This is a genomic window from Enterobacter sp. ECC-219 (assembly GCF_043966805.1).
Lineage (GTDB): Bacteria > Pseudomonadota > Gammaproteobacteria > Enterobacterales > Enterobacteriaceae > Enterobacter > Enterobacter cloacae_N.
Genome location: NZ_CP143680.1, coordinates 3,781,584 through 3,808,122 on the forward strand (window position 1 = coordinate 3,781,584; position 26,539 = coordinate 3,808,122).

Annotated in this window: 21 protein-coding genes and 1 tRNA gene; 16 read left to right on the forward strand and 6 right to left on the reverse strand. The window is 55.4% G+C overall.

The window, feature by feature from the left end:
* Nucleotides 1-62: 62 nt before the first annotated feature.
* The 3 genes from V1603_RS18025 (at nucleotide 63) to V1603_RS18035 (ending at nucleotide 3,742) form a co-directional block, all read left to right on the forward strand.
* Nucleotides 63-1,361, forward strand: a complete 1,299-nt coding sequence (locus V1603_RS18025) for a serine hydrolase domain-containing protein (RefSeq protein WP_395313042.1) — start codon at nucleotides 63-65, stop codon at nucleotides 1,359-1,361.
* A gap of 282 nt (nucleotides 1,362-1,643) precedes the next feature.
* Entirely contained in the window at nucleotides 1,644-2,957 is a 1,314-nt protein-coding gene (locus V1603_RS18030; RefSeq protein WP_395313043.1) for an MFS transporter, read from the forward strand.
* A complete protein-coding gene (locus V1603_RS18035; RefSeq protein WP_395313044.1) occupies nucleotides 2,954-3,742 on the forward strand; it encodes a substrate-binding domain-containing protein in 789 nt (262 codons plus the stop codon). Before V1603_RS18030 ends, V1603_RS18035 begins: the two co-directional genes overlap by 4 nt.
* Here V1603_RS18035 and V1603_RS18040 read toward each other — a convergent pair.
* Nucleotides 3,717-4,616, reverse strand: a complete 900-nt coding sequence (locus tag V1603_RS18040; RefSeq protein ID WP_316379458.1) for a LysR family transcriptional regulator — start codon at nucleotides 4,614-4,616, stop codon at nucleotides 3,717-3,719. The two genes, V1603_RS18035 and V1603_RS18040, sit on opposite strands and share 26 nt — an antisense overlap.
* Nucleotides 4,617-5,035: 419 nt before the next feature.
* Between V1603_RS18040 and mtfA the strand changes: the two genes are divergently transcribed.
* Nucleotides 5,036-5,827, forward strand: a complete 792-nt coding sequence (gene mtfA, locus V1603_RS18045; RefSeq protein WP_163329820.1) for a DgsA anti-repressor MtfA — start codon at nucleotides 5,036-5,038, stop codon at nucleotides 5,825-5,827.
* Here mtfA and V1603_RS18050 read toward each other — a convergent pair.
* Nucleotides 5,824-7,035, reverse strand: a complete 1,212-nt coding sequence (locus V1603_RS18050; RefSeq protein WP_395313045.1) for an MFS transporter — start codon at nucleotides 7,033-7,035, stop codon at nucleotides 5,824-5,826. The two genes, mtfA and V1603_RS18050, sit on opposite strands and share 4 nt — an antisense overlap.
* 138 nt (nucleotides 7,036-7,173) lie before the next feature.
* Here V1603_RS18050 and V1603_RS18055 point away from each other — a divergent pair, with 138 nt between their 5' ends.
* From V1603_RS18055 to V1603_RS18110, 12 genes are all read left to right on the forward strand, one after another.
* Complete coding sequence (locus V1603_RS18055; RefSeq protein WP_395313046.1) at nucleotides 7,174-8,916, forward strand: IucA/IucC family protein; 1,743 nt, start codon at nucleotides 7,174-7,176, stop codon at nucleotides 8,914-8,916.
* Nucleotides 8,916-9,863: a GNAT family N-acetyltransferase gene (locus tag V1603_RS18060; protein WP_395313047.1), complete on the forward strand. Its 948-nt coding sequence runs from the start codon at nucleotides 8,916-8,918 to the stop codon at nucleotides 9,861-9,863. The genes V1603_RS18055 and V1603_RS18060 overlap by 1 nt, the downstream gene beginning before the upstream one ends.
* The gene (gene iucC, locus V1603_RS18065; protein WP_316379456.1) at nucleotides 9,860-11,602 is read left to right on the forward strand and encodes an aerobactin synthase IucC; all 1,743 of its coding nucleotides are present in this window, start codon (nucleotides 9,860-9,862) and stop codon (nucleotides 11,600-11,602) included. Before V1603_RS18060 ends, iucC begins: the two co-directional genes overlap by 4 nt.
* A complete protein-coding gene (locus tag V1603_RS18070) occupies nucleotides 11,599-12,924 on the forward strand; it encodes a lysine N(6)-hydroxylase/L-ornithine N(5)-oxygenase family protein (protein WP_163329816.1) in 1,326 nt (441 codons plus the stop codon). The genes iucC and V1603_RS18070 overlap by 4 nt, the downstream gene beginning before the upstream one ends.
* Nucleotides 12,925-12,950: 26 nt before the next feature.
* Nucleotides 12,951-15,140: a TonB-dependent siderophore receptor gene (locus V1603_RS18075; RefSeq protein WP_116338914.1), complete on the forward strand. Its 2,190-nt coding sequence runs from the start codon at nucleotides 12,951-12,953 to the stop codon at nucleotides 15,138-15,140.
* A gap of 164 nt (nucleotides 15,141-15,304) precedes the next feature.
* Nucleotides 15,305-15,380 (forward strand) — tRNA-Asn (locus tag V1603_RS18080).
* 161 nt (nucleotides 15,381-15,541) lie between these two features.
* Nucleotides 15,542-16,792: an integrase arm-type DNA-binding domain-containing protein gene (locus V1603_RS18085; protein WP_049112341.1), complete on the forward strand. Its 1,251-nt coding sequence runs from the start codon at nucleotides 15,542-15,544 to the stop codon at nucleotides 16,790-16,792.
* 759 nt (nucleotides 16,793-17,551) lie between these two features.
* Nucleotides 17,552-19,000: a xylulokinase gene (gene xylB, locus V1603_RS18090; RefSeq protein WP_072351807.1), complete on the forward strand. Its 1,449-nt coding sequence runs from the start codon at nucleotides 17,552-17,554 to the stop codon at nucleotides 18,998-19,000.
* Nucleotides 18,997-20,022, forward strand: a complete 1,026-nt coding sequence (locus V1603_RS18095) for an ABC transporter permease (protein WP_032693575.1) — start codon at nucleotides 18,997-18,999, stop codon at nucleotides 20,020-20,022. The genes xylB and V1603_RS18095 overlap by 4 nt, the downstream gene beginning before the upstream one ends.
* 41 nt (nucleotides 20,023-20,063) lie before the next feature.
* Complete coding sequence (locus tag V1603_RS18100) at nucleotides 20,064-21,044, forward strand: substrate-binding domain-containing protein (protein ID WP_049112342.1); 981 nt, start codon at nucleotides 20,064-20,066, stop codon at nucleotides 21,042-21,044.
* A gap of 19 nt (nucleotides 21,045-21,063) precedes the next feature.
* Nucleotides 21,064-22,575: a sugar ABC transporter ATP-binding protein gene (locus V1603_RS18105; protein ID WP_238076213.1), complete on the forward strand. Its 1,512-nt coding sequence runs from the start codon at nucleotides 21,064-21,066 to the stop codon at nucleotides 22,573-22,575.
* Between the two features lie 260 nt (nucleotides 22,576-22,835).
* Nucleotides 22,836-23,120, forward strand: a complete 285-nt coding sequence (locus tag V1603_RS18110; protein ID WP_049112343.1) for a DUF3892 domain-containing protein — start codon at nucleotides 22,836-22,838, stop codon at nucleotides 23,118-23,120.
* Nucleotides 23,121-23,171: 51 nt separating this feature from the next.
* Here the strand turns inward: V1603_RS18110 and hxlB are convergent, their stop codons facing one another.
* From hxlB to V1603_RS18130, 4 genes are all read right to left on the reverse strand, one after another.
* Nucleotides 23,172-23,732 carry a 6-phospho-3-hexuloisomerase gene (gene hxlB / locus V1603_RS18115; protein WP_049112345.1) on the reverse strand — a complete coding sequence of 187 codons (561 nt, stop codon included), beginning with the start codon at nucleotides 23,730-23,732 and terminating at the stop codon, nucleotides 23,172-23,174.
* Nucleotides 23,733-23,747: 15 nt separating this feature from the next.
* Nucleotides 23,748-24,500, reverse strand: a complete 753-nt coding sequence (locus V1603_RS18120; protein WP_015697030.1) for an SDR family NAD(P)-dependent oxidoreductase — start codon at nucleotides 24,498-24,500, stop codon at nucleotides 23,748-23,750.
* A gap of 109 nt (nucleotides 24,501-24,609) precedes the next feature.
* Nucleotides 24,610-25,254, reverse strand: coding sequence for a ribulose-phosphate 3-epimerase (gene rpe / locus V1603_RS18125; protein WP_049089944.1), 645 nt, complete (start codon nucleotides 25,252-25,254; stop codon nucleotides 24,610-24,612).
* 24 nt (nucleotides 25,255-25,278) lie between these two features.
* Entirely contained in the window at nucleotides 25,279-26,532 is a 1,254-nt protein-coding gene (locus V1603_RS18130) for a PTS transporter subunit IIC (protein WP_020439340.1), read from the reverse strand.
* Between the last annotated feature and the right edge of the window lie 7 nt (nucleotides 26,533-26,539).

Here is a 26,539-nt window from a genome sequence, read left to right on the forward strand (position 1 = left end):
GTTTTTTATTATAGCCCCTGCTTTTTTAAACTGAACCCGTTCTTAACCTATACGAGACGGATATGAAAAACAGAACAGTAAATCATGCCCTGCTGGCGGGACTTGTCTTCAGCAGCCTGCTGTCCCCTGCGGCAATGGCCGCCTGCGAAGGCACAGAACTCAGCGTGTGCCCTGCCCCCTTCGACGCCGCGTTGCCGGATACCCATAAAATGCTGACCTGGAGTCAGGCCGATCGCGTGGTGGGATTTCGTAATGATTATCGCAACTACGCCGGGGATATTTTCCGCCACGGAAACGCCGTACCGCTGCAGGTATCGGAAAAGCCGCTAACGGACGTCCATTATCAGGTTAACGGCAGACGATACGGCCTTAAGGAATATCTCAAGCGCCAGAACGTCAGCGGCATGCTGGTGCTGAAAGACGGCAAAATCGCCTGGAAATATCTCGCCCAGGGCAATACCGACACCACGCTATGGACCTCGCGTTCGGTAGGCAAATCGGTGGTATCGGCGCTGGTGGGCGTAGCCCTTAAAGAGGGAAAAATTCACTCACTCGACGACAGGATCACGAAATATGAACCCGATCTGAAAGGCACCGCGTGGGACGGCGTGACGCTCAAACAGCTTATCACCCACACCTCCGGGGTGGCGTGGAACGAGGATTATACCAACCCGAACTCCGACTTCGCGCAGCTCACCGAGTGCGAGGCGAAGCCGGGTACCTACGACTGCGTGCGCAAGCTGGTGAAAGGATTACGCAGGGTTCACCCGGCCGGAGAAAACTGGTCTTACTCCTCCGGCGGAGCCTGGCTGCTGGGTGACGTGCTGGAGCGAGCAACCGGCATGACGATCGCGGCGTATCTCGAGAAAAGCATCTGGCAGCCGTACGGCATGGCGAGCGACGGCGTATGGCATGCCTACAGTAAAGGTCAACATGACGTCGGCGCGCACGGCTTTAACGCCACGCTGGAGGACTGGGGTCGCTTCGGGGAATTTATCCTGAACAACGGTATGCTCCCCTCGGGCAAACAAATCCTGCCTGACGGCTGGGTGAAGGAGTCGTCAGACTGGACTCAGGCGAAAGGCTCGGTATCAGACGCGCATCCAGAAGGCCTGTACGGCTATCAGTGGTGGAACAACGCCGTGCCCGTCAACGCCAAGGGCATTGAGCCGGCAGCGAAGGATTCGCTTAAAGGTTCGCTCTGGGCGCTGGGCATTTTTGGTCAGATGATCGTGGTGAACCAGAAAGAAAACCTGGTCATCGTTCAGTGGTCTACCTGGCCACAGGCGGAGCCGTCCTTTAGCGCCCAGCCGCTGGAGGCCTCTCTGATGTTTAGCGCGATTGCCAGGGCGCTGCGCTAAATTGCACCCGCCGGGTAACGAAGCGCTTGCCCGGCCCTTTCTCAGGAGCCTCTCTCTGCGCCACATCACAAAATCGCAATATCAGAGGCTTAGATGACATTGGTGAATAAAAAGCCAATATTTTGTTAAGTTATTGTTGCTTATAGTGCTCATCATTATCGTCTCACTATTGATGCGTAACGCGCATCAATCAATGCGTTAATTGCGCTTATCTATTTCGCCATCCTGATCCAGTTTTCAGAAACAGACGCGTAAAACGTCAACAATAAACTGGAGATAACCATGTTTTCCTCAACCTCACCTGCAACCGTACGCTCTAAGGCGGGCGCGATACTTCGCGTGACGTCGGGCAACTTTCTTGAGCAATTTGATTTCTTTCTTTTCGGCTTCTACGCCACCTACATCGCCCACACCTTCTTCCCGGCGAGCAGTGAATTTGCATCGCTGATGATGACCTTCGCGGTCTTCGGCGCGGGCTTTTTGATGCGTCCAATCGGAGCCATCGTGCTGGGGGCCTATATTGACAAGGTTGGCCGCCGCAAAGGGCTGATCATGACGCTTTCCATTATGGCGGCAGGCACCTTCCTGATCGTGCTTATCCCGTCCTATCAAAGCATCGGGCTTTGGGCACCGTTGCTTGTCCTGACGGGCCGCCTGCTGCAGGGCTTTTCCGCCGGGGCGGAGCTTGGAGGTGTTTCGGTCTATCTCGCGGAAATCGCCACGCCGGGCCGCAAAGGTTTTTACACCAGCTGGCAGTCCGGTAGCCAGCAGGTTGCCATTATGGTCGCCGCGGCGATGGGCTTTGCCCTGAACGCCCTGATGGAGGATAGCGCCATTCGTGAATGGGGCTGGCGCATCCCGTTCCTGTTCGGCTGTTTAATCGTGCCGTTTATCTTTTTCCTGCGCCGCAAGCTGGAGGAGACGGAAGAGTTCAGCGCGCGCCGCCATCATCTGGAGATGCGTCAGGTCTTTAAAACGCTGCTTGGCAACTGGCAGGTGGTGGTCGCGGGCATGCTGATGGTGGCGATGACCACCACCGCGTTCTACCTGATCACCGTCTACGCGCCAACCTTCGGCAAAAAAGTGCTGATGCTGAGCGCCTCTGACAGCCTGCTGGTCACGCTGCTGGTGGCGATCTCTAACTTTATCTGGCTGCCGGTGGGCGGCGCGCTGTCGGACCGCTTCGGGCGTAAGCCGGTGCTGATTGCCATGACCCTGCTGGCGCTGGCCACCAGCTATCCGGCCCTGACGCTGCTGGCTGACGCGCCCAGCTTCTCGATGATGCTGAGCGTGCTGCTGTGGCTCTCCTTCCTTTACGGGCTGTATAACGGGGCGATGATCCCGGCGCTGACGGAAATTATGCCTGCTGAAGTCCGCGTGGCAGGGTTCTCTCTGGCTTACAGCCTGGCAACGGCGGTCTTTGGCGGCTTTACCCCGGTGATGTCAACCGCGCTGATTGAATACACCGGTGACAAAGCCTCGCCGGGCTACTGGATGAGCTTCGCCGCGGTGTGTGCCCTGCTGGCCACCCTCTACCTCTACCGTCGTCGCGCGGTTTCAGTGCAAAACACCGTTAAGTCGCAGGGGGCCGCATGACGCGCACTTCTCATTATACCGCCAGCGCGCTGGTGCTGATGTTCATGAGCGTGAATGCCTGCGCTCAGGAGGTGAAAGTGATGATTTCAGGCGGTTTCAAAGCCGCCCTTGAAAAGCTCGCACCGGAATATGAGCGCAAGACTGGCGATACCATTGTGATTATTCCCGGTCCCTCAATGGGCAATACGCCGCAGGCGATCCCAAACCGGCTCGCGCGCGGCGAGAAGGCCGACGTGGTGATTATGGTGGGTGATGCGCTGGCGAAGCTCGAAAAAGCCGGCCAGACCAGGCCAGGTTCGCGAACTGAACTCGCGGACTCTCCCGTTGGCATGGTGGTGAAAAAAGGTGCGGATATTCCTGATATCAGCAGCGAGGCGACTCTGCGTAAAACTCTGCTGCAGGCCAGTTCCATCGCTTACTCAGACAGCGCCAGCGGCAGGTATGTCAGCCAGACGCTGTTCAGGAAACTGGGGATTGAAAACGAGGCGGCGGCTAAAGCAACAATGGTCGAACGTATTCCGGTCGCCTCAGAAGTGGCGAAAGGAAAATACGCCGTGGGTTTCCAGCAGGTGAGCGAGCTGCTGCCGGTTGAAGGCGTCACCTTTATCGGTAAAATCCCGGACAATCTGCAGTACATCACGCGCTTCGCCGGCGCGGTCACCCGTCACGCTGAACACCCCGCGGAGGGGAAAGCGCTACTGAGCTATCTCGCCTCACCGCCCTCAAGGGCGGCCATCCGTGAGACGGGGATGATCCCCGTTACGTCCGGCGATACCGCTCGGTGATCTCTTTTTCCAGTTCAGCCGCAATATAAGACTGAATGCGCCCCCGGCGCCGGATAAGCCCCACGGCGCGTTTCACCTCTGGCGCCACCAGCGGCAGATGCGTCAGCGGCGTGTGCTCCGACGTCGGCATCGACATGGCGGGAACGGCGGCAATGCCGATCCCCGCCTCTACCATGCCGAGCATCGTGGTGACGTGGCGCGTTTCGCAGACGCTGGGGCGCTCGGGAATGATATCCCCCAGCATCCGATCGAGCAGGTTGCGGTTACCCGACGTTTTATCGAGGGAGATATAGTCCTGCTGGAAAAACGCCTCCCACGTCAGGTGGCTCTTCTGCGCCAGCGGGTGATCCTTTCTGCATGCCGCAACGTAGACATCCTCCACCAGCGGGAAAAATTCAATTTCAGACGGTAAGTTTCCCGCGAAGCAGATGCCAAAATCCGCCTGGCTTCGGGCCACGGCGTCAATCACATTCCCCGCGCTGCTGTCGATGAGCTTAATGCGAACGCGTGGAAAGCGAGACTGAAAGCGACGGATCACATCAGGCATAAAGTAACAGGCGGCGGAAGGTACCGCGGCGACCGTAATCAGCCCCGTCCGCTCTTCACTGGCCTTATCGACATCCGCCAGCATTGACTCCACGTTGTCAAGCAGCTGCGCTGAGCGTTCAGCAAAGTTTTGCCCATATAGCGTCAGGGCGACGCGACGGGTGGTTCGGTCAAACAGCTTTGTTCCCAGCGCGGCTTCCAGCTTTTCGATCCTGCGGCTCAGCGCCGACTGGGATAAGCAGATAGATTCAGCGGCGACACGGAAGTTACCGTATTCCACTAACGCCCTGAAGGCATAAAGATCGTTAAGGTCAAAATTCACGGGCATAGCGTCTGGATGTCCTGTCAGGGAAGAGGCAACAAAGTCAAAAATAATAGCGTCTTATTGACCTGCCGCAACCGGCGCGGTGTTGTAATAGGTCAGAGATCGTTGAGATTGAGTCGAATGCGCCCGGCCTGGTCAGCAATCGCCTGCCGTTCATCTTCCTTTGTATTGGGCAGCGCCTGCTTGTTACCTTTGAAATCGCTCATCTTTTCAATACCGCACGGGCTTATCCACTTAGCCTGCGAATTAAGGCTACGACGGAGGTCACAAAATGAAGGTGATGCCTGCAAAGCGCTACCCACCGCTACGTACGAAATGATAGTTTATTCAGGCTGGAAGTGTAGCTGTGCGCAATTTTCTGGCATCTTAACTGAACCTGACTTTCCCATTTTTGTTCAAGTAACGAGTTTGCGAGCAAAGCGATGATTAAGTGGCCCTGGAAAACGAATGAGGCTGGCCGGGATATGGCGCTGCCGTGGGATGACGCGCTGGCGATCCCTGTTCTGGCAAATCTTAAGCCGGATGAACAGTCGAAGCTGGTTCAGATGGCGGATCGTTTTTTGCAGCAAAAACGCCTTGTGCCACTTCAGGGGTTCGAGCTGGATCCGCTGAAAAACGCCCGCATCGCCCTGCTTTTCTGCCTGCCGGTGCTGGAGCTCGGTATTGAGTGGCTGGACGGTTTCCACGAAGTGCTGATCTACCCCGCGCCGTTCGTCGTTGATGACGAGTGGGAGGATGATATCGGGCTGGTGCACAACCAGCGGGTGGTGCAGTCCGGACAGAGCTGGCAGCAAGGGCCAATTATCCTGAACTGGCTCGACATTCAGGACTCGTTCGACGCCTCCGGCTTTAATCTGATTATTCACGAGGTGGCGCATAAGCTCGATACCCGCAACGGCGATCGCGCCAGCGGGGTGCCTTTTATTCCTCTTCGTGAAGTCGCGGGGTGGGAGCACGACCTGCACGCGGCGATGGATAATATCCAGGATGAGATAGACCTGGTGGGCGAAAGCGCGGCCAGCATTGATGCCTACGCGGCAACCGACCCTGCCGAGTGCTTTGCGGTGCTGTCAGAGTACTTCTTCAGCGCACCCGAGCTTTTCGCCCCCCGCTTCCCCGCGCTGTGGCAGCGTTTCTGCCAGTTTTATCAGCAGGATCCGCTCCAGCGCCTGCGGCAAAATGAGGGCACAGATGGCCCTCGCCACGTGCATTAATGCTTTTCGACTGGGGTACGTTCAATAAACCGTACCCCGATGCTCAGCGCTAAAAACAGCAACGCCATTCCCCAGGCGGCCATCGTTAAATACTGTTCGCCAAAAAAGCGCGTCACAACGGGCACCAGCAGCGCGCTGACGCCGTAGCCTAACGTGTGGCTGGTCGCGATAGCGCCCGCCCCTTTCCCCGTCGTCAGGCGATCGTTCAGTAGCAGCTGGTACCCAGGCGTGGCCATCGCTGCGCCGAGCGAAGTGATAGCAATCCCCACGTAGAACAGCGCCAGCCCGGCGATGCACATTAGCGCAAGCCCTGCCACCATCAGCACCGCCGCCATGCAAAGCAGGGTCAGCGGGCTGAAATGCTGCGGGCGGACCACCAGAAACTGCGCCGCGAGCGTTGCCAGCGCGGCCAGGCTCAGCAGGAGCGCGACATGATGGCTGATATCCCGCGCGTTGCCGTCCAGCAAGGGGCTGAGGTGCGGAGACAGGCCGAGCTGCATCAGGCTCACCAGCGCCGCCAGCAGCATAGCCAGCAGCAGGAACGGCAGCATGGAAATCTGCAGACGGGTCGCCTGGTGAGCCACCGGCGGCAGCGGCGGATCAGCCACCTCGCGCAGCACCAGCAGCAGGGCGATTAATGGCGCGATCGCCATCAGCCAGAGCTGTGCCACCGGGTTAACGCTGAGCATCAGCGCCGCCAGGGGGGGTCCCAGCAGGCGACCGCAGCTGAGGCCGGAGCTGATGGTGGCCAGCGCCGCCATGCGTTTCTCCAGGCCCGAACGCTGAATGGCCCACGTCTGTGCGGCAGGCACCATCCCCGACACCGTTAAACCGTAAAGCAGACGCGAGAGGATCAGCCCCGCCAGCCCCCAGGGGCTTTCCAGCAACCCGACGGCCATCGCCCAGACCACCAGCGCCATGACGCCAAAGCTGGCGAGATAGCCGCTGAGGGAGGCCACCATCACGACCTTACAACCGCGGCGCTCGCTCTGGCGTCCCCACCAGGGGGAAGCGGGTAAAAAAAGCATAGAGCCGAACATTAACAGCCCGGCCCAGACAGAGAGTGAAAGTCCGGTCAGGGTCACCAGCTGCGGAAGCATGACCAGCAAACCGTTTTGCCCGATACCCAGCAAGCCCGCGCATAGCGCCAGGGGCCAGTTTGCTTTGGAGGTGATGTTTTCGGTCAACGTTTCAGAGTCAGCGCGCATGAGAATGTGAACATAGTGTCAATAAATGTGTGGAAATTATGAAGTTTATGAAAACAAATATTGCAAAAATAGTTGCCACTGTAAACAGAATGAATATCATAACGAGAATTATTATCAGTCATGGAATGAGGTACATCTATGCGTGCTCTGCCCCGCTCTGCCGGTACAGACGTTGCAGCCCAGTGTTTTTTAAACGCCCTGGTGCGCGAGACGAAGGACTGGCGCTATCTCCCCGCTTCCGCAGTGGATGAGCTGGCGCACATTCATATTCCGCTTTCTCCCACCCAGGCCCTTCGGGTTCCGGTGCGCTATTTCTCCCCAACCCAGCATCATCAGTACCGTTTTCCGGCCATACTTATCCAGAGCGATAGCGACAGCGGTGACGCCGTCACTTTCGCTCAACTGGTTGATTTAATTCTTGAAAAATCCTCTGTAAAAGGCTCGCTGGATGCCGATACGCTGGCGCGTTTTAAACAGCGCGCGCTCGAAAGCCACGCGCACACCTGGCAGGCGATCGATCTGCGCCACGGCTGGGGAACGCTCCGCGACAGGCCGCTGACGTTTGCCGAAGCGGAACAGGCGCTGCTGGTGGGCCACGCGTTTCATCCTGCGCCAAAATCCCACGAACCGTTCAACGAAACCGAGGCGCGCCGGTATCTGCCTGATTTCGGCTCCCGCTTCCCGCTGCGCTGGTTTGCCGTTGAGAGCACGCTCGTTGCCGGCGACAGCCTGAACGTCTCCCTGCGCGAGCGTCTGCTGCGCTTCGCCGCCCAGAGCGCGCCCGAGCTGCTCGGCCACTTCACCGATACCCGCTGGCTGCTGCCGATGCATCCGTGGCAGGCCGACTATCTGCTGGAGCAGGACTGGTGCCAGCGTCTGGCGACAAACGGTTCCTTGCAGGACCTGGGTGAAGCGGGCGCGCAGTGGCTGCCCACCAGCTCGTCGCGCTCGCTGTACAGCGAAACCAACAGCGACATGATTAAGTTCTCCCTCAGCGTGCGCCTGACCAACTCCGTGCGCACGCTGTCGGTAAAAGAGGTTAAGCGCGGCATGCGCCTGGCACGGCTGGCGAAAACGCAACGCTGGCAAGATTTACAGGCGCGCTACCCGACCATGCGCGTGATGCAGGAAGACGGCTGGGCGGGGCTGCGCGATGAAAGCGGCACCATTCAGGAAGAGAGCCTGATGGCCCTGCGCGTTAACCTGCTGTTTGACACGCCTGAAACCCAGACCAACGTGCTGGTGAGCCTGACCCAGGCCGCGCCGGACGGCGGCGACAGCCTGCTGGCCGCGGCGGTGCGCCGTCTGAGCCAGCGTCTGGATTTACCCCTCGCTCAGGCCGCCCGCTGCTGGCTGGACGCCTACTGCGACCGCGTGTTGCTTCCGCTGTTCAGCGCCGAGGCGGACTACGGTCTGGTGCTGCTGGCGCACCAGCAAAATATCCTCGTGGAGATGCAGCAGGATTTCCCTGTCGGACTTATTTACCGTGACTGTCAGGGCAGCGCCTGGACCGAAGGGGCCGACGCGTGGCTGAAAGAGGCGGGCGAAACAGACGTGGAAAACCGCTTCGGTGAGAGCCAGCTGCTGCGCTATTTCCCGTACTACCTGCTGCTGAACTCCACCCTTGCCGTCACCGCCGCTCTCGCCGCCGCCGGTTTCGACAGCGAAGAGCACCTGATGTCCCGCGTGCGTGACGCGCTGGCCGAACTGCGCGCGACGGCGAAGCAGACCCGCTGCCTCGACTACGTGCTCGACAGCCCAACCTGGAACTGCAAAGGCAACTTCTTCTGCTACCTGCACGATCGCAACGAAAACACCATCGTCGACCCGGCGGTGATCTATTTCGACTTTAGCAACCCGTTTTACAAGGAGAAGGCGTGATGGCGAACGCGAATATCGTCCATTCCGGCTACGGCTTTCGCTGCACGGCCACGGAACAAAACTTGCCGCTGACGATGGGTCTCGACGGCAGCGTGGTCCTTGAGCGCCTGACCGGGATCCCGGACGGCTGGCTGGTGGACGCCCTCGATCAGCTATTTATTGCCGCGCCCGCCCTGACCGGCATTACACTGCCGTGGGCGGCCTGGCAGGATGAGCCCCAGGCGCAGGCACTGTTTCGCCAGGCCCACGGGGATTATCTGGCGCGTGAAACCTTCTGGCAGCTGCCGCTGTGGCTGAAAGGCGAGCGTCCGCAGGCAAGCGGCGGTATGCAGTTTGATGAGAGCCGTCAGCTGTACTTCCCGCTGCGCCCTCACCGCCCGCAGGGTGAGGTCTATCGCCGTTACGATCCGCAGATTAAGCGCACCCTCAGCTTCCGCGTTGCCGACGTGGCGCTGGACGGCGAACGATTCACGCAATGGATGAATAACCCGCGCGTGAACGCCTTCTGGGAGATGGCGGGCCCGCAGGCCGAGCAGGAAAACTACCTGCGCCGTCAGCTTGACTCGACCTACTGCTACCCGGTTATCGGCTGCTTCGACGACCAGCCGTTCGGCTATTTTGAACTCTACTGGGCGGCAGAGGACCGGATTGGCCGCCACTACCGCTGGCAGCCGTTTGACCGTGGGCTGCACATGCTGGTGGGCGAAGAGAACTGGCGCGGCGCGCAGTATATCCGCAGCTGGCTGCGCGGCCTGAGCCACTATCTGTATCTCGATGAGCCACGCACCGCGCGCATCGTGGCCGAGCCGCGTTTCGACAACCAGCGCCTGTTCCGCCATCTGGCCTCCGCCGGTTTTGAGACGATGAAAGAGTTCGACTTCCCGCACAAGCGCTCGCGCCTCATCATGAGCCAGCGTCACCGCTTCTTCAGCGAGGTGGAACTGTGAACGCGCTCTGGCAGAAAGTGAACCGCGAGATGGTGGCGAAGATCCTCGCCGAGCTGGAATACGAACGCACCCTGCGCGCTGAGCCGGTGTCGGCGGACGGCTGGCGCATCGCCATGGGCAACGAGTCCTGGCAGTTTCGCGCCACGCGCGGGATCTGGGGCTGGCTGCATATCGACCCGGACACGCTGACCACCGCCAGCGGCGGCGCCGTGGAAGCGGAAAGCGCGCTGCTGCAGCTGGCGACGGTACTGGAGATGAGCGACGCGCAAACGGCCGAGCACATGGAAGATCTCTACGCCACCCTGCGCGGGGACATGCAGTTGCTGCAGGCGCGTGAAGCGCTGGACGCGGACGCGCTGATCCACCTCGACCCGGACGAATTACAGTGTCTGATGAGCGGCCACCCGAAGTTTATTTTCAACAAAGGACGCCGCGGCTGGGGTCTGGACGCGCTGCGTCAGTATGCGCCGGAATACCGCGGGCGCTTCCGCCTGCACTGGGTCGCCGTCCAGCGCGAGCATCTGGTCTGGAGCAGTGACGCCGATTGCGACATCCACACTCTGCTGGCCAGCACCATGGACGATGCCGAGCGCGCCCGGTTTGACGCCCGCTGGCAGGCGCTGGATCTGAACGACAGCTGGCTGCCCGTGCCGTTGCACCCATGGCAGTGGCAGCAAAAAATTGCCATTCATTTCCTGGCGCAGCTGGCGCGCGGTGAGATGGTGGCGCTGGGCGAGTTTGGCGATGAGTACCTGGCGCAGCAGTCCCTGCGCACGCTCACCAACGCCAGCCGTCGCGCGCCGTATGACATCAAGCTGCCGCTGACTATCTACAACACCTCCTGCTATCGCGGCATTCCGGGCAAGTACATTGCCGCCGGGCCGCTGGCCTCGCGCTGGCTGCAGCAACAGTTCGCCGCCGACGCCACGCTTGCCCGCTCTGGCGCGCAGGTGCTTGGCGAACCCGCCGCCGGATATCTGTCGCATCCTGGCTATGCGGCCCTGCCGAAAGCGCCATACCGCTATCAGGAGATGCTGGGGGTAATCTGGCGGGAGAACCCGTCCTGTTATCTTCAGGATGGCGAACAGGCGGTGCTGATGGCGGCGCTGATGGAAACCGACAACGCAGGGCGTCCGCTAATCGACGCGTGGATCAAGCGCTCGGGATTAACCGCTGAAGCGTGGCTGGAAAAACTGTTCGAAGCGACGCTGATCCCGTTCTACCACCTGCTTTGCCGTTACGGCGTGGCGCTGATCGCCCACGGCCAGAACGTGACGCTGGTGATGAAGGACTACGTTGTGCAGCGCATCCTGCTGAAGGATTTCCAGGGCGATATGCGCCTGGTGGACGAGGATTTCCCGCAGGCACAGAGCCTGCCGGAGCAGGTAAAAGCGGTGACGGCGCGCCTGAGCGCGGATTACATCATCCACGACCTGCAGACCGGCAACTTTGTGACGGTGCTGCGCTTTATTTCACGCCTCACCCTGCAATGCGGCGTAAGCGAAAACCGTTTCTATCAGATCCTCGCCGGGGTGCTGCACCGCTATATGGCCGCGCACCCGGAGCTTGCGGAGCGCTTCGCGAAATTCGACCTGTTTAAGCCGCAGATTATTCGCGTGATCCTCAACCCGGTCAAACTGACCTTCTCCGAACACGACGGCGGCAGCCGCATGCTGCCGAACTACGTCACCGATCTTGATAACCCTCTTTTTCTGGCCTCCCGGGAGTCCGCGCAATGAAAACCTATGATTTCATCGGCATTGGTATTGGCCCGTTTAACCTCAGCGTCGCCGCCCTCGCAGAAGGGCTGGATGGCTTTAGCTCGCTGTTTCTTGAGCGCAAACCGCACTTCTCGTGGCACCCGGGCATGATGGTGCCGGACTGCCACATGCAGACCAGCTTCCTGAAGGATCTGGTCAGCGCCGTGGAGCCGACCAACCGCCACAGCTTCCTGAACTACCTGGTGCAGCGCAAAAAGTTCTACCGCTTCCTGACCACCGAGCAGCGCACGGTTTCCCGCGAAGAGTTTGCGGACTACCTGTGCTGGGCGGCGGATAACCTCACCAACCTCGCCTTCAGCCAGCAGGTTCAGCAGGTGAGCTTTGATGAGCAACGCGGTCTGTTTGAGGTCGTGACCCAGCGCGACCGCTTCCTCGCGCGCCACGTCTGCGTGGGGATTGGCAAACAGATTAACCTGCCTGACTGCGTCACGGTGCAGGACGATACCTGCTTCCACGCCAGCGAGATGATGCTGCGCACGCCGGATCTCGCGGGTAAGCGCGTTACCGTCGTCGGCGGCGGCCAGAGCGGGGCCGACCTGTTCCTGAATATCTTCCGTGGGGAGTGGGGCCAGCCGCTGAGCCTGAACTGGGTATCGCGCCGCAATAACTACAACGCGCTGGATGAAGCCGCCTTTGCCAACGAGTATTTCACGCCGGAGTATGTGGACAGCTTCTCCACGCTCAGCGAAGAGGCCCGTCGTCAGATGCTGCACGAGCAGAAGATGACCTCCGACGGCATCACCACCGAGTCACTGCTGGCGATTTACCGCGCCATGTACCACCGCTTCGAAGTGCTGCGCGAAAAACCCTGGGCGCACCTGATGCCGTCCCGCTCGGTGACGGCCCTGACGCGCCAGGAAACCGGACATCGCCTGAGCATTCAGCATCACCTCGACGGCGGTCACGAGCAGCTGGAGAGCGACGTGGTGATTTTCGCCACCGGCTACCGCGCCGTGCAGCCCGCGTTCCTCGCGCCGCTGTCTCACCGGCTGCATCTGGATGCGGACGAAGCTTTCTGCATTAACAATGATTTCACTCTCGAATGGGACGGTCCGCAGAGCAATCGCCTGTTTGCCGTGAATGCCGGGATGCATCGTCTCGGCATTGCCGAACCCCAGCTCAGCCTGATGGCCTGGCGTGCGGCGCGAATTCTTAATCGCGCGCACGCCGACGAGCCGTTTGAGCTGGCCACCACCCCCGGCGTTATCCACTGGCGGAGCACCACCAGCCCGGAGAGCAGCCAGGTTTTTAAATCGTTAGCAAAAACCACTGAGTACTGACACACACAATCAGGATCAACATAACAATGAAACGTTCTCATCTTTGGGTTTTAAATCCTTGCTTGCTTGCAATGCTTTCTACCTCTGCGTGGGCGGAAGAACAAAAGGAAGAAAATATCGTGGTCTCTGCCAGCCGCGCGCACCGCAGCGTTGCCGAGATGGCGCAGACCACCTGGGTCATTGAGCGGTCTGAGATCGAGCAGCAGGTTCAGGGCGGAAAAGAGATTAAAGAGGTGTTGGCGCAGCTGATCCCGGGTATGGACGTCAGCAGCCAGGGGCGTACCAACTACGGCATGAACCTGCGTGGCCGCTCCATGATGGTGATGGTGGATGGCGTGCGCCTGAACTCGTCCCGCAGCGACAGCCGCCAGCTGGACTCTATCGACCCGTTCAACATTGACCGCATCGAAGTCATCTCAGGCGCCACGTCACTGTACGGCGGCGGCAGCACCGGCGGCCTGGTGAACATCGTCACCAAAAAGGGCCAGCCGGAGACCGAAGTTGAGTTCCAGACCGGGGCAAAAACCGGCTTTAACAGCCACAACGACCACGATGAGAACGTATCGGCAGCCGTAAGCGGCGGCAATGACAACGCGTCCGGCCGTCTGTCGGTCTCTTATCAGCGCTACGGCGGCTGGTATGACGGCAACGGCGACGAGGTGATTATCGATAACACCCAGACCGGCCTCCAGTATTCCGACCGTATTGATGTGATGGGCACGGGCACCATCAACATTGACGATCACCAGCAGTTGCAGCTGACGACGCAGTACTACAAGAGCGAGTCCGACGGCAAGCACGGGCTGTACCTCGGGAAGAACTTCTCGGCGGTAACGGGCGATGCCACCGCGTACAACAAGGATAATCTCGACTCTGACCGCGTGCCGGGAACCGAGCGCCATCTGATTAACCTGCAGTACTCCAATACCGACTTCTGGGGCCAGGACCTGGTCGCGCAGATTTACTATCGTGACGAGAGCCTGACCTATTACCCGTTCCCGACTCTGACCAAAGGCGTGGTAACCAGCATCGGCGCGTCGCAGCAGAAAACCGATTTTTACGGCGGCAAGCTGACGCTGAACAGCAAGCCGGTGGACGATCTGACGCTGACCTGGGGTGTGGATGCCGACCACGAAACCTTCGATGCCAACCAGCAGTTCTTTAACCTGAGCAAAGCCGCAGCGAGCGGCGGCATGGAGCTGGACAACGCCTACAACGTGGGCCGCTACCCGGGCTACAGCATCACCAACCTCGCTCCGTTCCTGCAGGCGAGCTACGACATTGACGCCATCACCCTGAGCGGTGGCGTGCGTTATCAGTACACCGAAAACAAGGTGGATGACTTTGTTGGCTACACCCAGCAGCAGGCCATCGCCACCGGAAAAGCCACCTCCGCCGACGCGGTGCCGGGCGGGAAAACCGATTACAACAACTTCCTGTTCAACGCCGGGATCCTCGGTCGCCTGACCGAACAGCAGCAGCTGTGGTTTAACTTCTCCCAGGGCTTTGAAATCCCTGACCTGGCGAAGTACTACGGCTCCGGCACCTACCAGCTCAGCAACGGCCACTATCGCCTGCTGAACAGCGTAAACGTCAACGACTCAACGCTGGACGGCATTAAGGTCAACGCCTACGAGCTGGGCTGGCGCTACACCGGCGACAACCTGCGCACGCAGGTCGCGGCGTATTACTCGCTCTCGGATAAAACCATTACCATCAACAAGACGGATATGACCATCAACCTCGAAGACGACAAGCGTCGTATCTACGGGATTGAAGGCCAGGTGGACTATTTCTTCACCGACAGCGACTGGAGCACCGGCGCGAACTTTAACGCCATCAAGTCTGAAACCCGCGAAAACGGGAAATGGGAGAAGCTGACGGTCGACAGCGCCAGCCCGTCAAAAGCCAGCGCATGGGTGAACTGGGCGCCGGGCGACTGGACCCTGCGCGTGCAGAGCACGCAGACCTTTGACGTGTCTGACGCCGACGGCAAGAAGATTGATGGCTATAACACGGTCGACTTCCTGGGCAGCTACGCCCTGCCGGTGGGTAAGGTCAGCTTCAGCGTGGAAAACCTGCTGGACAAAGACTACACCACCGCCTGGGGCCAGCGCGCGCCGGGGCTGTATAGCCCAACCTACGGTGCACCGGGCCTGTATACCTATAAAGGCCGCGGTCGTACGTTTGGTCTGAACTACTCCGTACTGTTCTGATCCTGCGCGCCGCCTGCGGGCGGCGCTTTTTATTGTGCAATTTGAACGCAAATTTGCCATAAAATCAGCGATTTGCTGAAATTGTCGGCAAACGAACAAAAAGCGCGTTTTCACCCTTTGACAAGGCGTACTGAGGTCGTTACTATGCGCCTCGTTCACACGATTCCTCTGTAGTTCAGTCGGTAGAACGGCGGACTGTTAATCCGTATGTCACTGGTTCGAGTCCAGTCAGAGGAGCCAAATTCTTGTTTTCATGCCTCTTTGCGAATCCTTATGTGATTTAGATTCAATAAGTTAGCGCGAAAAATCTTCCCGATGTATTTTTAGTTTTCTCTCCGCATCGGGAGAATTTGGTGGTCAGATTTGGGGTCATGTTGGTTCGATGACGGAGTGACCCCCAAATGTCTCTTAACGACACAAAAATCCGCAACTTAAAACCATCCGCTAAACCCTTCAAAATTTCCGATTCCCATGGTCTGTACCTGTTGGTTAATCCAGGCGGTTCACGTCTCTGGTATCTCAAATATCGTATCAATAGAAAAGAATCTCGCCTTGGCTTAGGCGCCTACCCTGACGTGTCTTTAGCTAATGCTCGTCAACAGCGTGATGGTATCCGTAAACTCCTCGCGCAAAATATCAATCCAGCACAACAGCGCTCTGCTGAAAGAACCACTTCCACACCAGAAAAAACCTTCAAACATGTGGCACTGGAGTGGCATAACAGCAACCGAACATGGTCTGAGAACCACGCATCCCGCCTGCTTGCCAGCATGAACAATCATATATTCCCTGTGATTGGACACTTGCCGGTAGCTGAACTGAAACCTCGTCACTTTATCGACCTGCTGAAAAGCATTGAGAAAAAAGGTCTGCTGGAAGTCGCAGCACGTACCCGGCAGCATATGTGCAACATAATGCGTCATGCTGTGCATCAGGAGTTGATAGAGCACAATCCCGCGGCAAATCTGGAGGGTATCATCGCCCCGCCAGTTAAACGTCATTACCCCGCCCTTCAGTTGGAGCGACTACCGGAACTGTTGGCACGCATTGAGGACTACAAGCAAGGACGAGAGTTAACCCGCCTGGCTGTCTCACTCACCCTTCACCTATTCATCCGTTCCAGCGAACTGCGTTTCGCCCGTTGGTTTGAGATCGATTTCAAAAATAGAATCTGGACCATTCCTGCCACTCGCGAGTCCATCCCCGGCGTCCGCTACTCTGGCCGTGGTGCAAAAATGCGTACTCCACATATCGTTCCACTCTCCTGTCAGTCTATTGCTATTCTGAAACAGATACGGGAAATATCCGGACATCAGGAACTTATATTCCCCGGCGATCATAATCCGTATAAACCGATGTGCGAAAACACGGTCAATAAGGCGCTACGCCTGATGGGCTATGACACAAAAGATGAAATCTGCGGCCACGGATTTCGGGCAATGGCATGTAGTGCCCTGATGGAGTCTGGCCTATGGGCGCAGGATGCGGTTGAACGGCAGATGAGTCACCAGGAGCGTAACAGCGTTCGAGCGGCTTACATCCATAAAGCAGAATATCTCGATGCCCGTAAAGCGATGATGCAATGGTGGTCAGATTATTTGGACAGATGCAGAGAGGAATTCGTGCCACCCTATGTCAGGGGCCGCCAGTAGCAGATGGTATGAACCTTAGGATGTGACTAATTGGTAATTTTGAAAAAGGGTTCAGCTAATGGACCCTGTTTTAATTTGCATAAACAGCCATAGAAATGATCGGTCCACAGTCATTTCTCATAGCCAGATAGGCATTCTCACCACGCATTTTTTGCCGCAGGATATCTCGGTAACATCAGAAATGTGGAAACAAGATCTGGTTGAGGCGAAAAGTTCATTTAACTCAACAATCCCCCCTGAGGTTATTATCATAGTGCCGTTTGATTTCGGATAAACCATGGCATACTGCCAATGTATGCGGGGAATTGCTTTTATTAACCGTCTCTTAAACATTGAGACCATTTATTATGAGCTTTCTGTATCACATCCCCAGCACGTTCATCTCACTTGATTATTTGCAAATAAAACCCCTTCAAATAACTGCCCTTGCCAAAATAAACAATCTTAAACTCCATACAGAAGATCAAGCTCAGAGCTAATTTCTACCTGACCGCAAAAAATCAAGGTTATTTCACTGTTCAAACGAACAAACCATCAGAGCTGCCAGGTGAAACTAAAAGTGAGAGCTACGTAACGTTCCCTTAACACGACAATTGACGAATTTATTACGGTGGGTATTGTTTATATCTTACAAACGAGCAAACAAAACTGATCATATGAGCACAAAACTGAGTATCTAAAACCATAACCCAGTTTGCTTGTCATTCAGTTATCGCTTTCAGCTCTGTCATTTCTTAACGATAGTTCAGAGGTAGTTCAATGAAACAGGACCTTGTTGCGGGTATAGATTCCTCCACCCAGTCTTGTACCGTCATGCTGCGTAGTCTTGAAAATGGCAAGGTGATCGCACAGGCTCGTAAGTTGCATCCACCGACCACACCGCCGTGTAGTGAGCAGGATCCGCAAGCCTGGTGGGATGCATTAGTCTCCGCGCTCACTGAATTAAAACAATGGTGGCCACGTATTGCAGGTCTGGCTGTCGGTGGCCAGGGGCACGGCCTCGTCATGCTTGATAATCACGATCGCCCGCTGCGTCCTGCGAAGCTGTGGAATGACACGGAGTCTGCACCGCAAGCGCGTGAATTGTGCGAGAAGATTGCTCCGGAAGAATGGGCACGCCTGACGGGCTCCGTTCCGGGGCCAGCAATGACCATTTCTAAACTGGCCTGGACAGAACAAAATTATCCGGGGCTGCTGGAAAAAGCCCACCGCATCATGCTGCCGTTTGATTATCTGGTTTACCGTCTGAGCGGTAGCTTTGTGTGCGAGCGCGGCGGGGCATCCGGTACGGGTTACTTCAACCCCTTCACCAATAGCTGGGAACCACAGCTGGCAGCGGTGGTTAACAGTCAAATTGACTGGATTTCCCGCTGGCCCACTATCATCCCGTCGCATCAACCTGCAGGCGTGGTGAAGTTGATGCCTGAGCTGGAGGAACTGGCGGGTGCAATCGTGGGTGTCGGGACCGGCGATAACATGTCTGCCGCACTGGGTATGAACCTGAAAACCGGTGATACCGGTATCTCTATCGGGACCAGCGGTACGTTATATGGCATCACCAGGAAAGGGATTACCGACAGCACCGGCACCATCAACGGTTATGCCGATGCGGCCGATCGCTTTATCCCCATGATTACTACATTGAACTCCGCCAAAGTCACCGATACATTTCGCAAAATGCTGCGCGTTACCCCTGACGAATTCGACGAGCTCGCGCTGAGTTCGCCACCCGGCGCCAACGGTCTTCAGCTTGTTCCGTGGCTGGACGGCGAGCGCACCCCCAACCTTCCTGACGCCACGGGACACATGCGCGGATTACGTACCACCACAACGATGCAGGATATGGCTCGCGCCACCGTGGAAGGCGTACTGTGCGGCCTTCTGGCGGGCGGTCTGGTACTGAAACAACATGGCTTCACTGACGACGGTCGCATTGTTGTCACCGGCGGCGGCGCAAAGTCACGAGCCTATCGTCAGATTCTGGCTGACCTGACGGGCAAGCCCGTTTGGATTTCTCCGGTGGGTGAAACGGCAGCCGCGGGTGCAGCCATTCAGGCTGCTGCTGCCGTGCTGGGATGCACAAATATTGAAATGGCCGATCGCTGGAGTGTGCCGCTTGAGAAAGTGGCCGAGCCACAACAAGATGCGCGCCATGTCCTGGACGCTTACGTTACCTATGCCAATGCATTATCAGGAGAGCTGCAATGAGTTCAATAACTACCCCTGCAAAAATCAAACCGCCTAAGCAGCCGCTCAAAGTCCCTGCAGAAGCGGGTATCGCCGTTGTTTTCTTACTGGTCATGCTGGGCGGGTTTATCGCCACGCCTAACTTCCTGACTGTTTCGAACATGATGGTGTTGCTTCTGAACGGCGCGGTCATCGGCTTCCTTTGCCTGGGACAATCCTTTGTCCTGCTGACCGGGGGTATCGACCTCTCCTGCGGCTCCATCGTGGCGATGACCTGCGTGGTTGCAGCTTTGCTGATGGAGAAATTTGGCATTCCGTGGCAGCTTGCCGTACCCATCGTTTTGGCGGTGGGTGCGCTGAGTGGGCTGGTAAATGGTCTGATAATCGAACGCACCGGCGTGCCGCCATTCATTGTCACTTTTGCGATGATGGGGGTTGCGGCATCCATACCACAAATTATCACCGGCGCCGAATCGATACGCGTGACGCAAATTGGTTACAGCCTCATCGGTCAGTCAAAACCGCTGGGTATTCCGTTCCCTGTCATAGCGCTGCTGCTGGCCATTGTTATTGGTGTCATCTTCCTGCGCCGCACCATCACCGGGACTCACATCTATGCGGTAGGCGGTAACGCAGATGCTGCACGCTTATCGGGGATCAGCATTCCACGCATCACCCTGTTGGTGTATGCAATTTCCGGGCTTTGTGCGGCATGCGGCGGCCTGATTTATGGATCGCGTCTGATGACAGGCTATCCGACGGCGGGCCGTGGTGACGAACTGTTCTTCTCAATAGCGGGTGCGGTGGTAGGTGGCGTCAGTCTGTTTGGCGGCACTGGCAGCCTTATCGGCGCGATGATTGGCGCCATGCTTATTGCCTCAATATCGAATCTGATGAACGTGCTGAACGTCAGTGCCTACTGGCAGCCGCTGGTCATCGGCCTGATCATCCTGTTCGGCGTCACTTTCGATACCTTACGTACCTCGAAAAAAATCGTGATCCCCTGGCTCAAAGTCAGGAAGTCACGCAAAACACAACAATAACGCTTCTTAAACCCTGACCTACATATATCCAGGAGATAAACATGAAACTCCGTACCACAATCACCGCAGGTGCAGCGATAGTCGCACTGTCCTGCATGCTCGCCGGCTGTAACCGTGAGGATACTGAAAGCACCGTGGGTGCCGGCAAAAAAACATTGGGCGTTACGCTGCCGAACCTCACCAACCCTTATTACGTTGCCATGAAAAAAAGCTTTGAAGACAATGCAGCGGCACAGGGCTTGAACGTAAAAATTTCGATTGCTGATAATGACGATGCCAAGCAACTTTCGCAGGTGCAGAACTTCATTGAACAGAAGGTGGATGCGGTCGCAGTGAACTGCGTCTCCTCAGGCCCGTGCGTGTCGATCATAAACCAGCTTAATCAGGCAAAAATTCCGGCGTTTGCCATCAACATCCTTCCGGATACCGAGGGGATGAAGCAGCAAAACGTCACGCTGGTTCAAGGTGTTCAGACCGATCAGCGTGAAGGCGGCAAGCTCATTGGCCAGCAGTTGTTGAAAGACATTGGTGAAAATGGCACGGCGACAGTGGGTATCGTGGGAGAACCAACATCCATTGCCGCAAATGCACGTGATGAAGGCTTCAAGGAAGCCGTGGCATCCAACAAAAACATTAAGTTCGTCGCGCTGGTCAATGGCAAAGTAGAAGAAACAACCTCCCTGAAAGTCACCACTGAAATGCTGCAGGGCAGGCCAGAAATTAACGTCGTGTACTCAGACACCGAACCTTCCGCGCTCGGGTCACTGGCGGCAATCCAGCAACTGGGGGTCAGTGACAAAGTGAAGCTGTATGCGTTTGTGGATAAAGAAGGCGTCAAAGCCGTTCAGAACAACAGCATATTGAAAGCCGGTGCGATTCAGGAGCCGGTTAAACTGGCTCAGTTGCTGGTTGAAAATGCCAAGAAGAGTCTGAACGGTGAACAGGTTCCAGCCATGATCAACAACCCACCGCTGCTGGTCACCAAAGACAACGCAGCATCGGTAATGGGTTCAGCATACTGACTTAAGTGAAAGGCGAAGAATGATGAATTATGTGGCGAAGCAGGTCAAAATCGGTTTTTCGGGTGTGCAGGTTCTCCACGGTGTGGATTTCAGCGTAAAGCCTGGCGAGATCCACGGCCTCTTTGGCCATAATGGGGCGGGTAAATCAACGCTACTGAAAATCCTGGCGGGCGTTAACACGCAGGATAGTGGAGAGCTGATGATCGGCGAAACGCCGGTGCACCTTGCTTCGCCACGGGATGCACTCAACAAAGGTATTGCTTGTGTGTATCAGGAACTCCGTCTCATTCCCGGCATGAGCGTCTGGCAAAACCTTTTTCTCGGACGTGAATGTCGTAAAGGCAGTGGCTTTATAGATGATGCAAGTATGATCGCGCATACCGAGAAAGTACTAAATGATTACCATCTGAGTTTCAGCGCTACCGCGCTGGTCAAAAATCTGTCACATCCTGAAAAGCAGATGCTGGAAGTGGTTTCTAACCTTGATCGCGACGCCCGTTTTCTTTTCCTCGATGAACCGACGACCGCGCTGGAAGGTGCGCAGGCAGAAGAACTGCTGCAGGCAGTACAACGTATCGCACGCGAAAAGCAGATTGGCGTAGTGCTGGTCTCTCATAAATTAGACGAAGTGTTGGGTGTTTGTGATGAAGCAACCGTCATGTGCGGCGGCCGAGTGATTTATAACGAAGGCAAAAAGACGCTGAGCAAAAGCGCCATCATTGACGCTATTGTGGGCGATGCAAATGCTTATCAGGCGCCGTCTAACAGCCGTAGTCTGATCCGCGGCGCGATGGGCAAACCCTGGCTCTCGGTCACAAACCTGCAGACTGATCGCCTGAAAGGCATCAACCTTGAGGCATATCGCGGGGAAATTTTGGGTATATACGGGCTGGCCGGCGCAGGCCGAACGCGCTTGTGCCAGACGCTGTTTGGGTTGGAAACCGTTACCGGTGGTGACATCCGGCTGGGTCACAAAGAATACCATCCTTCTTCACCGGCAAAAGCCATTGATAAGGGGATTGCTTACCTGACAGAAGAACGTAAAAAAGATGGCTTCATTCCTCAGATGTCGAGTTATGCCAACGCCATGCTGCCGGTTCTGAAAAAATTCCGTTCTGGCGGATTTGTCAGTCACAGCGCTGCGCAGCAGGCCGCCGCTGAGTTGCTAAGCAAGATGAATACGCTGGGAACGCTGAGCGGACCGATTAAATCGCTTTCCGGCGGCAATCAGCAAAAAGTTCTGCTCGCCAGGGTCATTGCGCAAAACGCCAATCTGGTATTGCTGGATGAGCCGACCAAAGGCGTCGACATTGGGGCAAAAGCGGATATTTATCGCATCATCCATCAGTTGGCAGATAAAGGCTGCTGCGTCATCGTGGTATCGAGTGAGGAAGAGGAATTGCTGGACGTGGCAGATACCATTACGGTGTTCCGACAGGGTAAATGCGATGGTGTGATCATTCCTGCACGCGACCTTAAACCCGCAGATCTTCGCAAAGCCGCATGGGAGCATGCTGAAGCCCAGGCTTAGAGCACTCATTCCGAACAGAACGCATCCAACGGCCAGCTAAGCTGGCCGTTTTTGTTTCAGCATTTGATTAACGTTATAGCTGCCCTCCTGCAGAAGACCCAAACAAATTGCATCAAGTGAGTTACCCCGCATACAGGCTCTGAGCGCTGGCGCAAAATGAGTGGAAAAATTGTGCAATCTGTCATTGGCATATTTGCAACAGGGCAGATATTAAGTTGTGCAAAGTGGCTATACGGCATAGCGCAGCAGGGGCAAGAGAAATGGCAGACTTTTACATCTCGGGTGTACGCAGAGACAATGCAGGGCAACACATTCAGTACGTTAAAATCATCAAAGCCGGTAATGGGGAGAAGGACGCATCAATTAACTCGCGTCAGTTTGTCGCTGAGTTGATAAATGCCGGTAAGACAAGCTTTCAAACAATTAACTACGTGAATGACAAGTGGGTTTATGGGGCAATGGTTCATGTTATTGATGGGATTTATCTCACGACTGATCCTAATGATACCAAATGCGATGACCTGGGTAATTTGCCCACTTTTTAATTATGCGATGTTATAAGCGAATGAGCGCTTCCAGCGAAGCGCTCAGTGTCATTACTCAAAATCAGCGTGTCGTTTAAACATGGTTTCACTGGTTTCACGCAGTTGGTCCATGAGTTCAAGCACGATGGCATCGTAGGTGATAAAGCAGAGTTGCTCGAAAGAGGAACCCATTGGCTGCGAAAACTGGCCCAGAGTGCGATCGTTTTCAGTTTTGACCGTTCCCGGTAATACCAGCACGCAGTTGGCCAACTGGCCAATCGCAGAGTCTTTTTTCATGGTGACCAGCGCCACGTCGACACCACACTCAACGGCTTTCTGCGCAAGGCTCTTGAGACTGCCTGTTTCGCCACTGCCTGAACCAATAATTAACAAATCACCCGCTTTCGTATGAGGTGATGAAATTTCCCCAACTACGCTGACCGAGAAGCCTAAATGCAATAAACGGTTAGCGAACGCGCGGATGGCAATACCGCTGCGCCCTGCACCTTGCAGGAAAATATGCTTCGCATTGCGGATCTTTCCGATAAAATGCTGTGCCTGATCATTGTCGATATTGAGCGCGTTTTGTTCTAGTTCCCTGAGAATACTGACAGTATTTTCTTGAACACCCATTTTCTTTTCCTCCGGTCAGGCAATTGTACGGCCACCATCCATGAGGATCGTCTGTCCCTGGATGTAAGAATTTGACTTATCAGCAAGGAAGATGGCCAGGTTTGCGACATCATCGATTGTGCCCAGACGACGAACCGGAATTTTCTCCAGTACTGCGTCTAAATCTGCCTGCGTCGGGTAATTAACACGCATCATTTCGCCGGTGTCGATAAGACGCGGCGCGATAGCGTTGACGTTAACACCTTTTGGACCCAACTCCTTCGCCAGACCACGAATAAGACCTTCCCCCCCCGCTTTACTGGCCGGATAGCTCACCCCCCCGCCAGTACCTGACAGCGCAGAACCGGAGGAGATGTAAACGATTGAACCCTGGTTAGTTAAGAAGTCATCGTAAAATGCTTTGACCGTATTGAATAAACCCGTCAGGTTGATTGAGAGTGTTTTGTTCCACTCTTCGAAAGTAATGTCTTTGACTTTATTGGCAAAAGCGACACCTGCGTTCAAAACCAGAATGTCGATACGGCCATAAGTTTCGATAACTTTTCTGCGCACTTCAGCCAGTGCCTGCGGATCAGAGACGTCCGTTTTGACAAAGAGCGATTTAACATTGCCAAAGGTCAGTTCTTGCGCAGTTTTGATGCCATTAGCCTCGTTATAATCGACAATGACGGTATGCGCACCGCGTTCGGCGAATTGTTTTGCAATTCCTTTACCAATCCCATGCGCACCACCGGTAATTAGCGCAACTTTACCTTCAAAATGACTCATCGGTTGTTCTCCTGAATCTTTGTACTTAACGTGAGAGGAATCCCCCACGTCTGCGGTCTACATAATGATTACGCGCTCAATTAAGAGCGCGTGAATGTATGTTGGATACTTAATGCATGACAGACTTTAATGCCTGATAGCTTGCTTTAGGGTTGTCATTAAATAATGCGCCACCGACAACAATTAAATCAGCACCCGCCTCCTGTACTTTTTCCGCTATTTCCAGATTAACGCCACCGTCGACTTCAATTTGAATGTGTCGGCCAGCAATCATTTCTCTGGTTTTCCTGATTTTCTCGAGGCTTTTCTCGATGAAAGTCTGCCCGGGTTGCCCCGGGTTAATGGTCATAATCAGGATGTAATCAATATCGTCCAACAAATATTCCAGAACACTTTCAGGCGTACCCGGATTGATGACCACACCGGCTTTTCGCCCGGCCTTTTTTATTTTCTGTAAAATAAAATGCACATGCGGCGTTGATTCATAATGCACTGAGATCATTTCTGCGCCAGTATTGATAACATCATCAATATGTCTTTCAGGATTAGCCAGCATCATGTGTACGTCGAAAGTCATTTTGCTGGCTTTTTTCATTGCAGAAATTTGATTCGGCCCAAAGGCAATATTATTTACGAAGGTTCCATCCATTAAATCAACATGCAATATTTCAGTGTTCTCTTCTTCTAAAAAACGGAGCTCATCTTGCAGACTTAAGATATTCGCGCCAAAAATTGATGGTAAAATCTGTGCCATGGTAAGCAAACCTCATTTTTAAAATCAATGGAATACAGTGCTCAACCAATACGTCAATACTTCCCACGGGCCAGTCAGTACAAAGTCAGTACCCTGCCCCTGCAAGCCGACGCCTGCGCCATGCAGGAATTGGGTTGCACCCGGAGCCACATACCCTCCTAAATACATCACGACAATACTGAACAGTAAGGTTGAAATAATTGAGCGGATGACGTTTCCGTTGCTGGCCATTACGGTCATGGTTGTCATATAGATGATTGACATCAGAACGCCGATGGGGAAAATCATGATCCCCGGTAAAATCAGTGCGCAAAGCATGGTCAACGGAATGGTGATAACGGTGACGGTGATGGTCGCTGGGTCGCCCAGTGCCAGGGCACAATCCATACCGATGTTCAGTTCGGCGTCTTTACCCATCTGCTTTTGCATAATCTCTTTGGCACTTTTCCCAATTGGAGACAGTCCTTCCATCAGGACACCCACCACTTTAGGCAGGAGCACCATTACCGCAGCCACCCCCATTGCCATCGGGACAATAGTGGTCACAGGCTGTTTCGTCAGCAGTCCAAGCAGACAACCTACAATGACACCGATGATAGCGGGTTCACCAAACACACCCAGACGTTTCTGTACGCTCTCCAAATCAACGTCGAGCTTGTTCAGGCCGGGGATCAGGTCGATAATTTTATTGACCAGCAGTGCAAAAGGTAATGTCCAGCCTATATGGATCATGGTGGTACAGGTCGTCCCTTCCAGGCCATAATATTTCTGCCAACGGGGAGCAATTAAATCGCCAATAAACAGAGCGATAACGCTAAGTGCGACTGCCACGCCAAAACCGATAAAGAAGCTGTCAAACACGAAATAGGCCAGCGCGCCGGGAACCAGGAAGTGCATATAATTCCAGATATCAACGTTCAGCGTTTTGGTTAATTTAAGCCGAACAAGTAGCAAATTAAGAATAATACCCACTGGAACAACTAAAGCGGCAAAGGGTGCCACCCATGCGGCCGCGCCCACCGCAGGCCATCCGATATCAGCCACAGTGAATCCGCTTCCCAGTTTTGAATAGTAGGCAATTGCCGGCTGCAGGGATGTACTCAACAGATTAACAACCAAACCTAAACCAATAAAACCGATACCCACGGTGATACCAGACTTAATGGCAGCACCGACTTTCATGCGGAAAACCAAACCCAAAATGAAGATGACAAGTGGTAGGATTGCCGTTGCCCCCATGCTTGTTATCGTTAGCATTATGTTTTTTAACATGTCCATCTTGTCA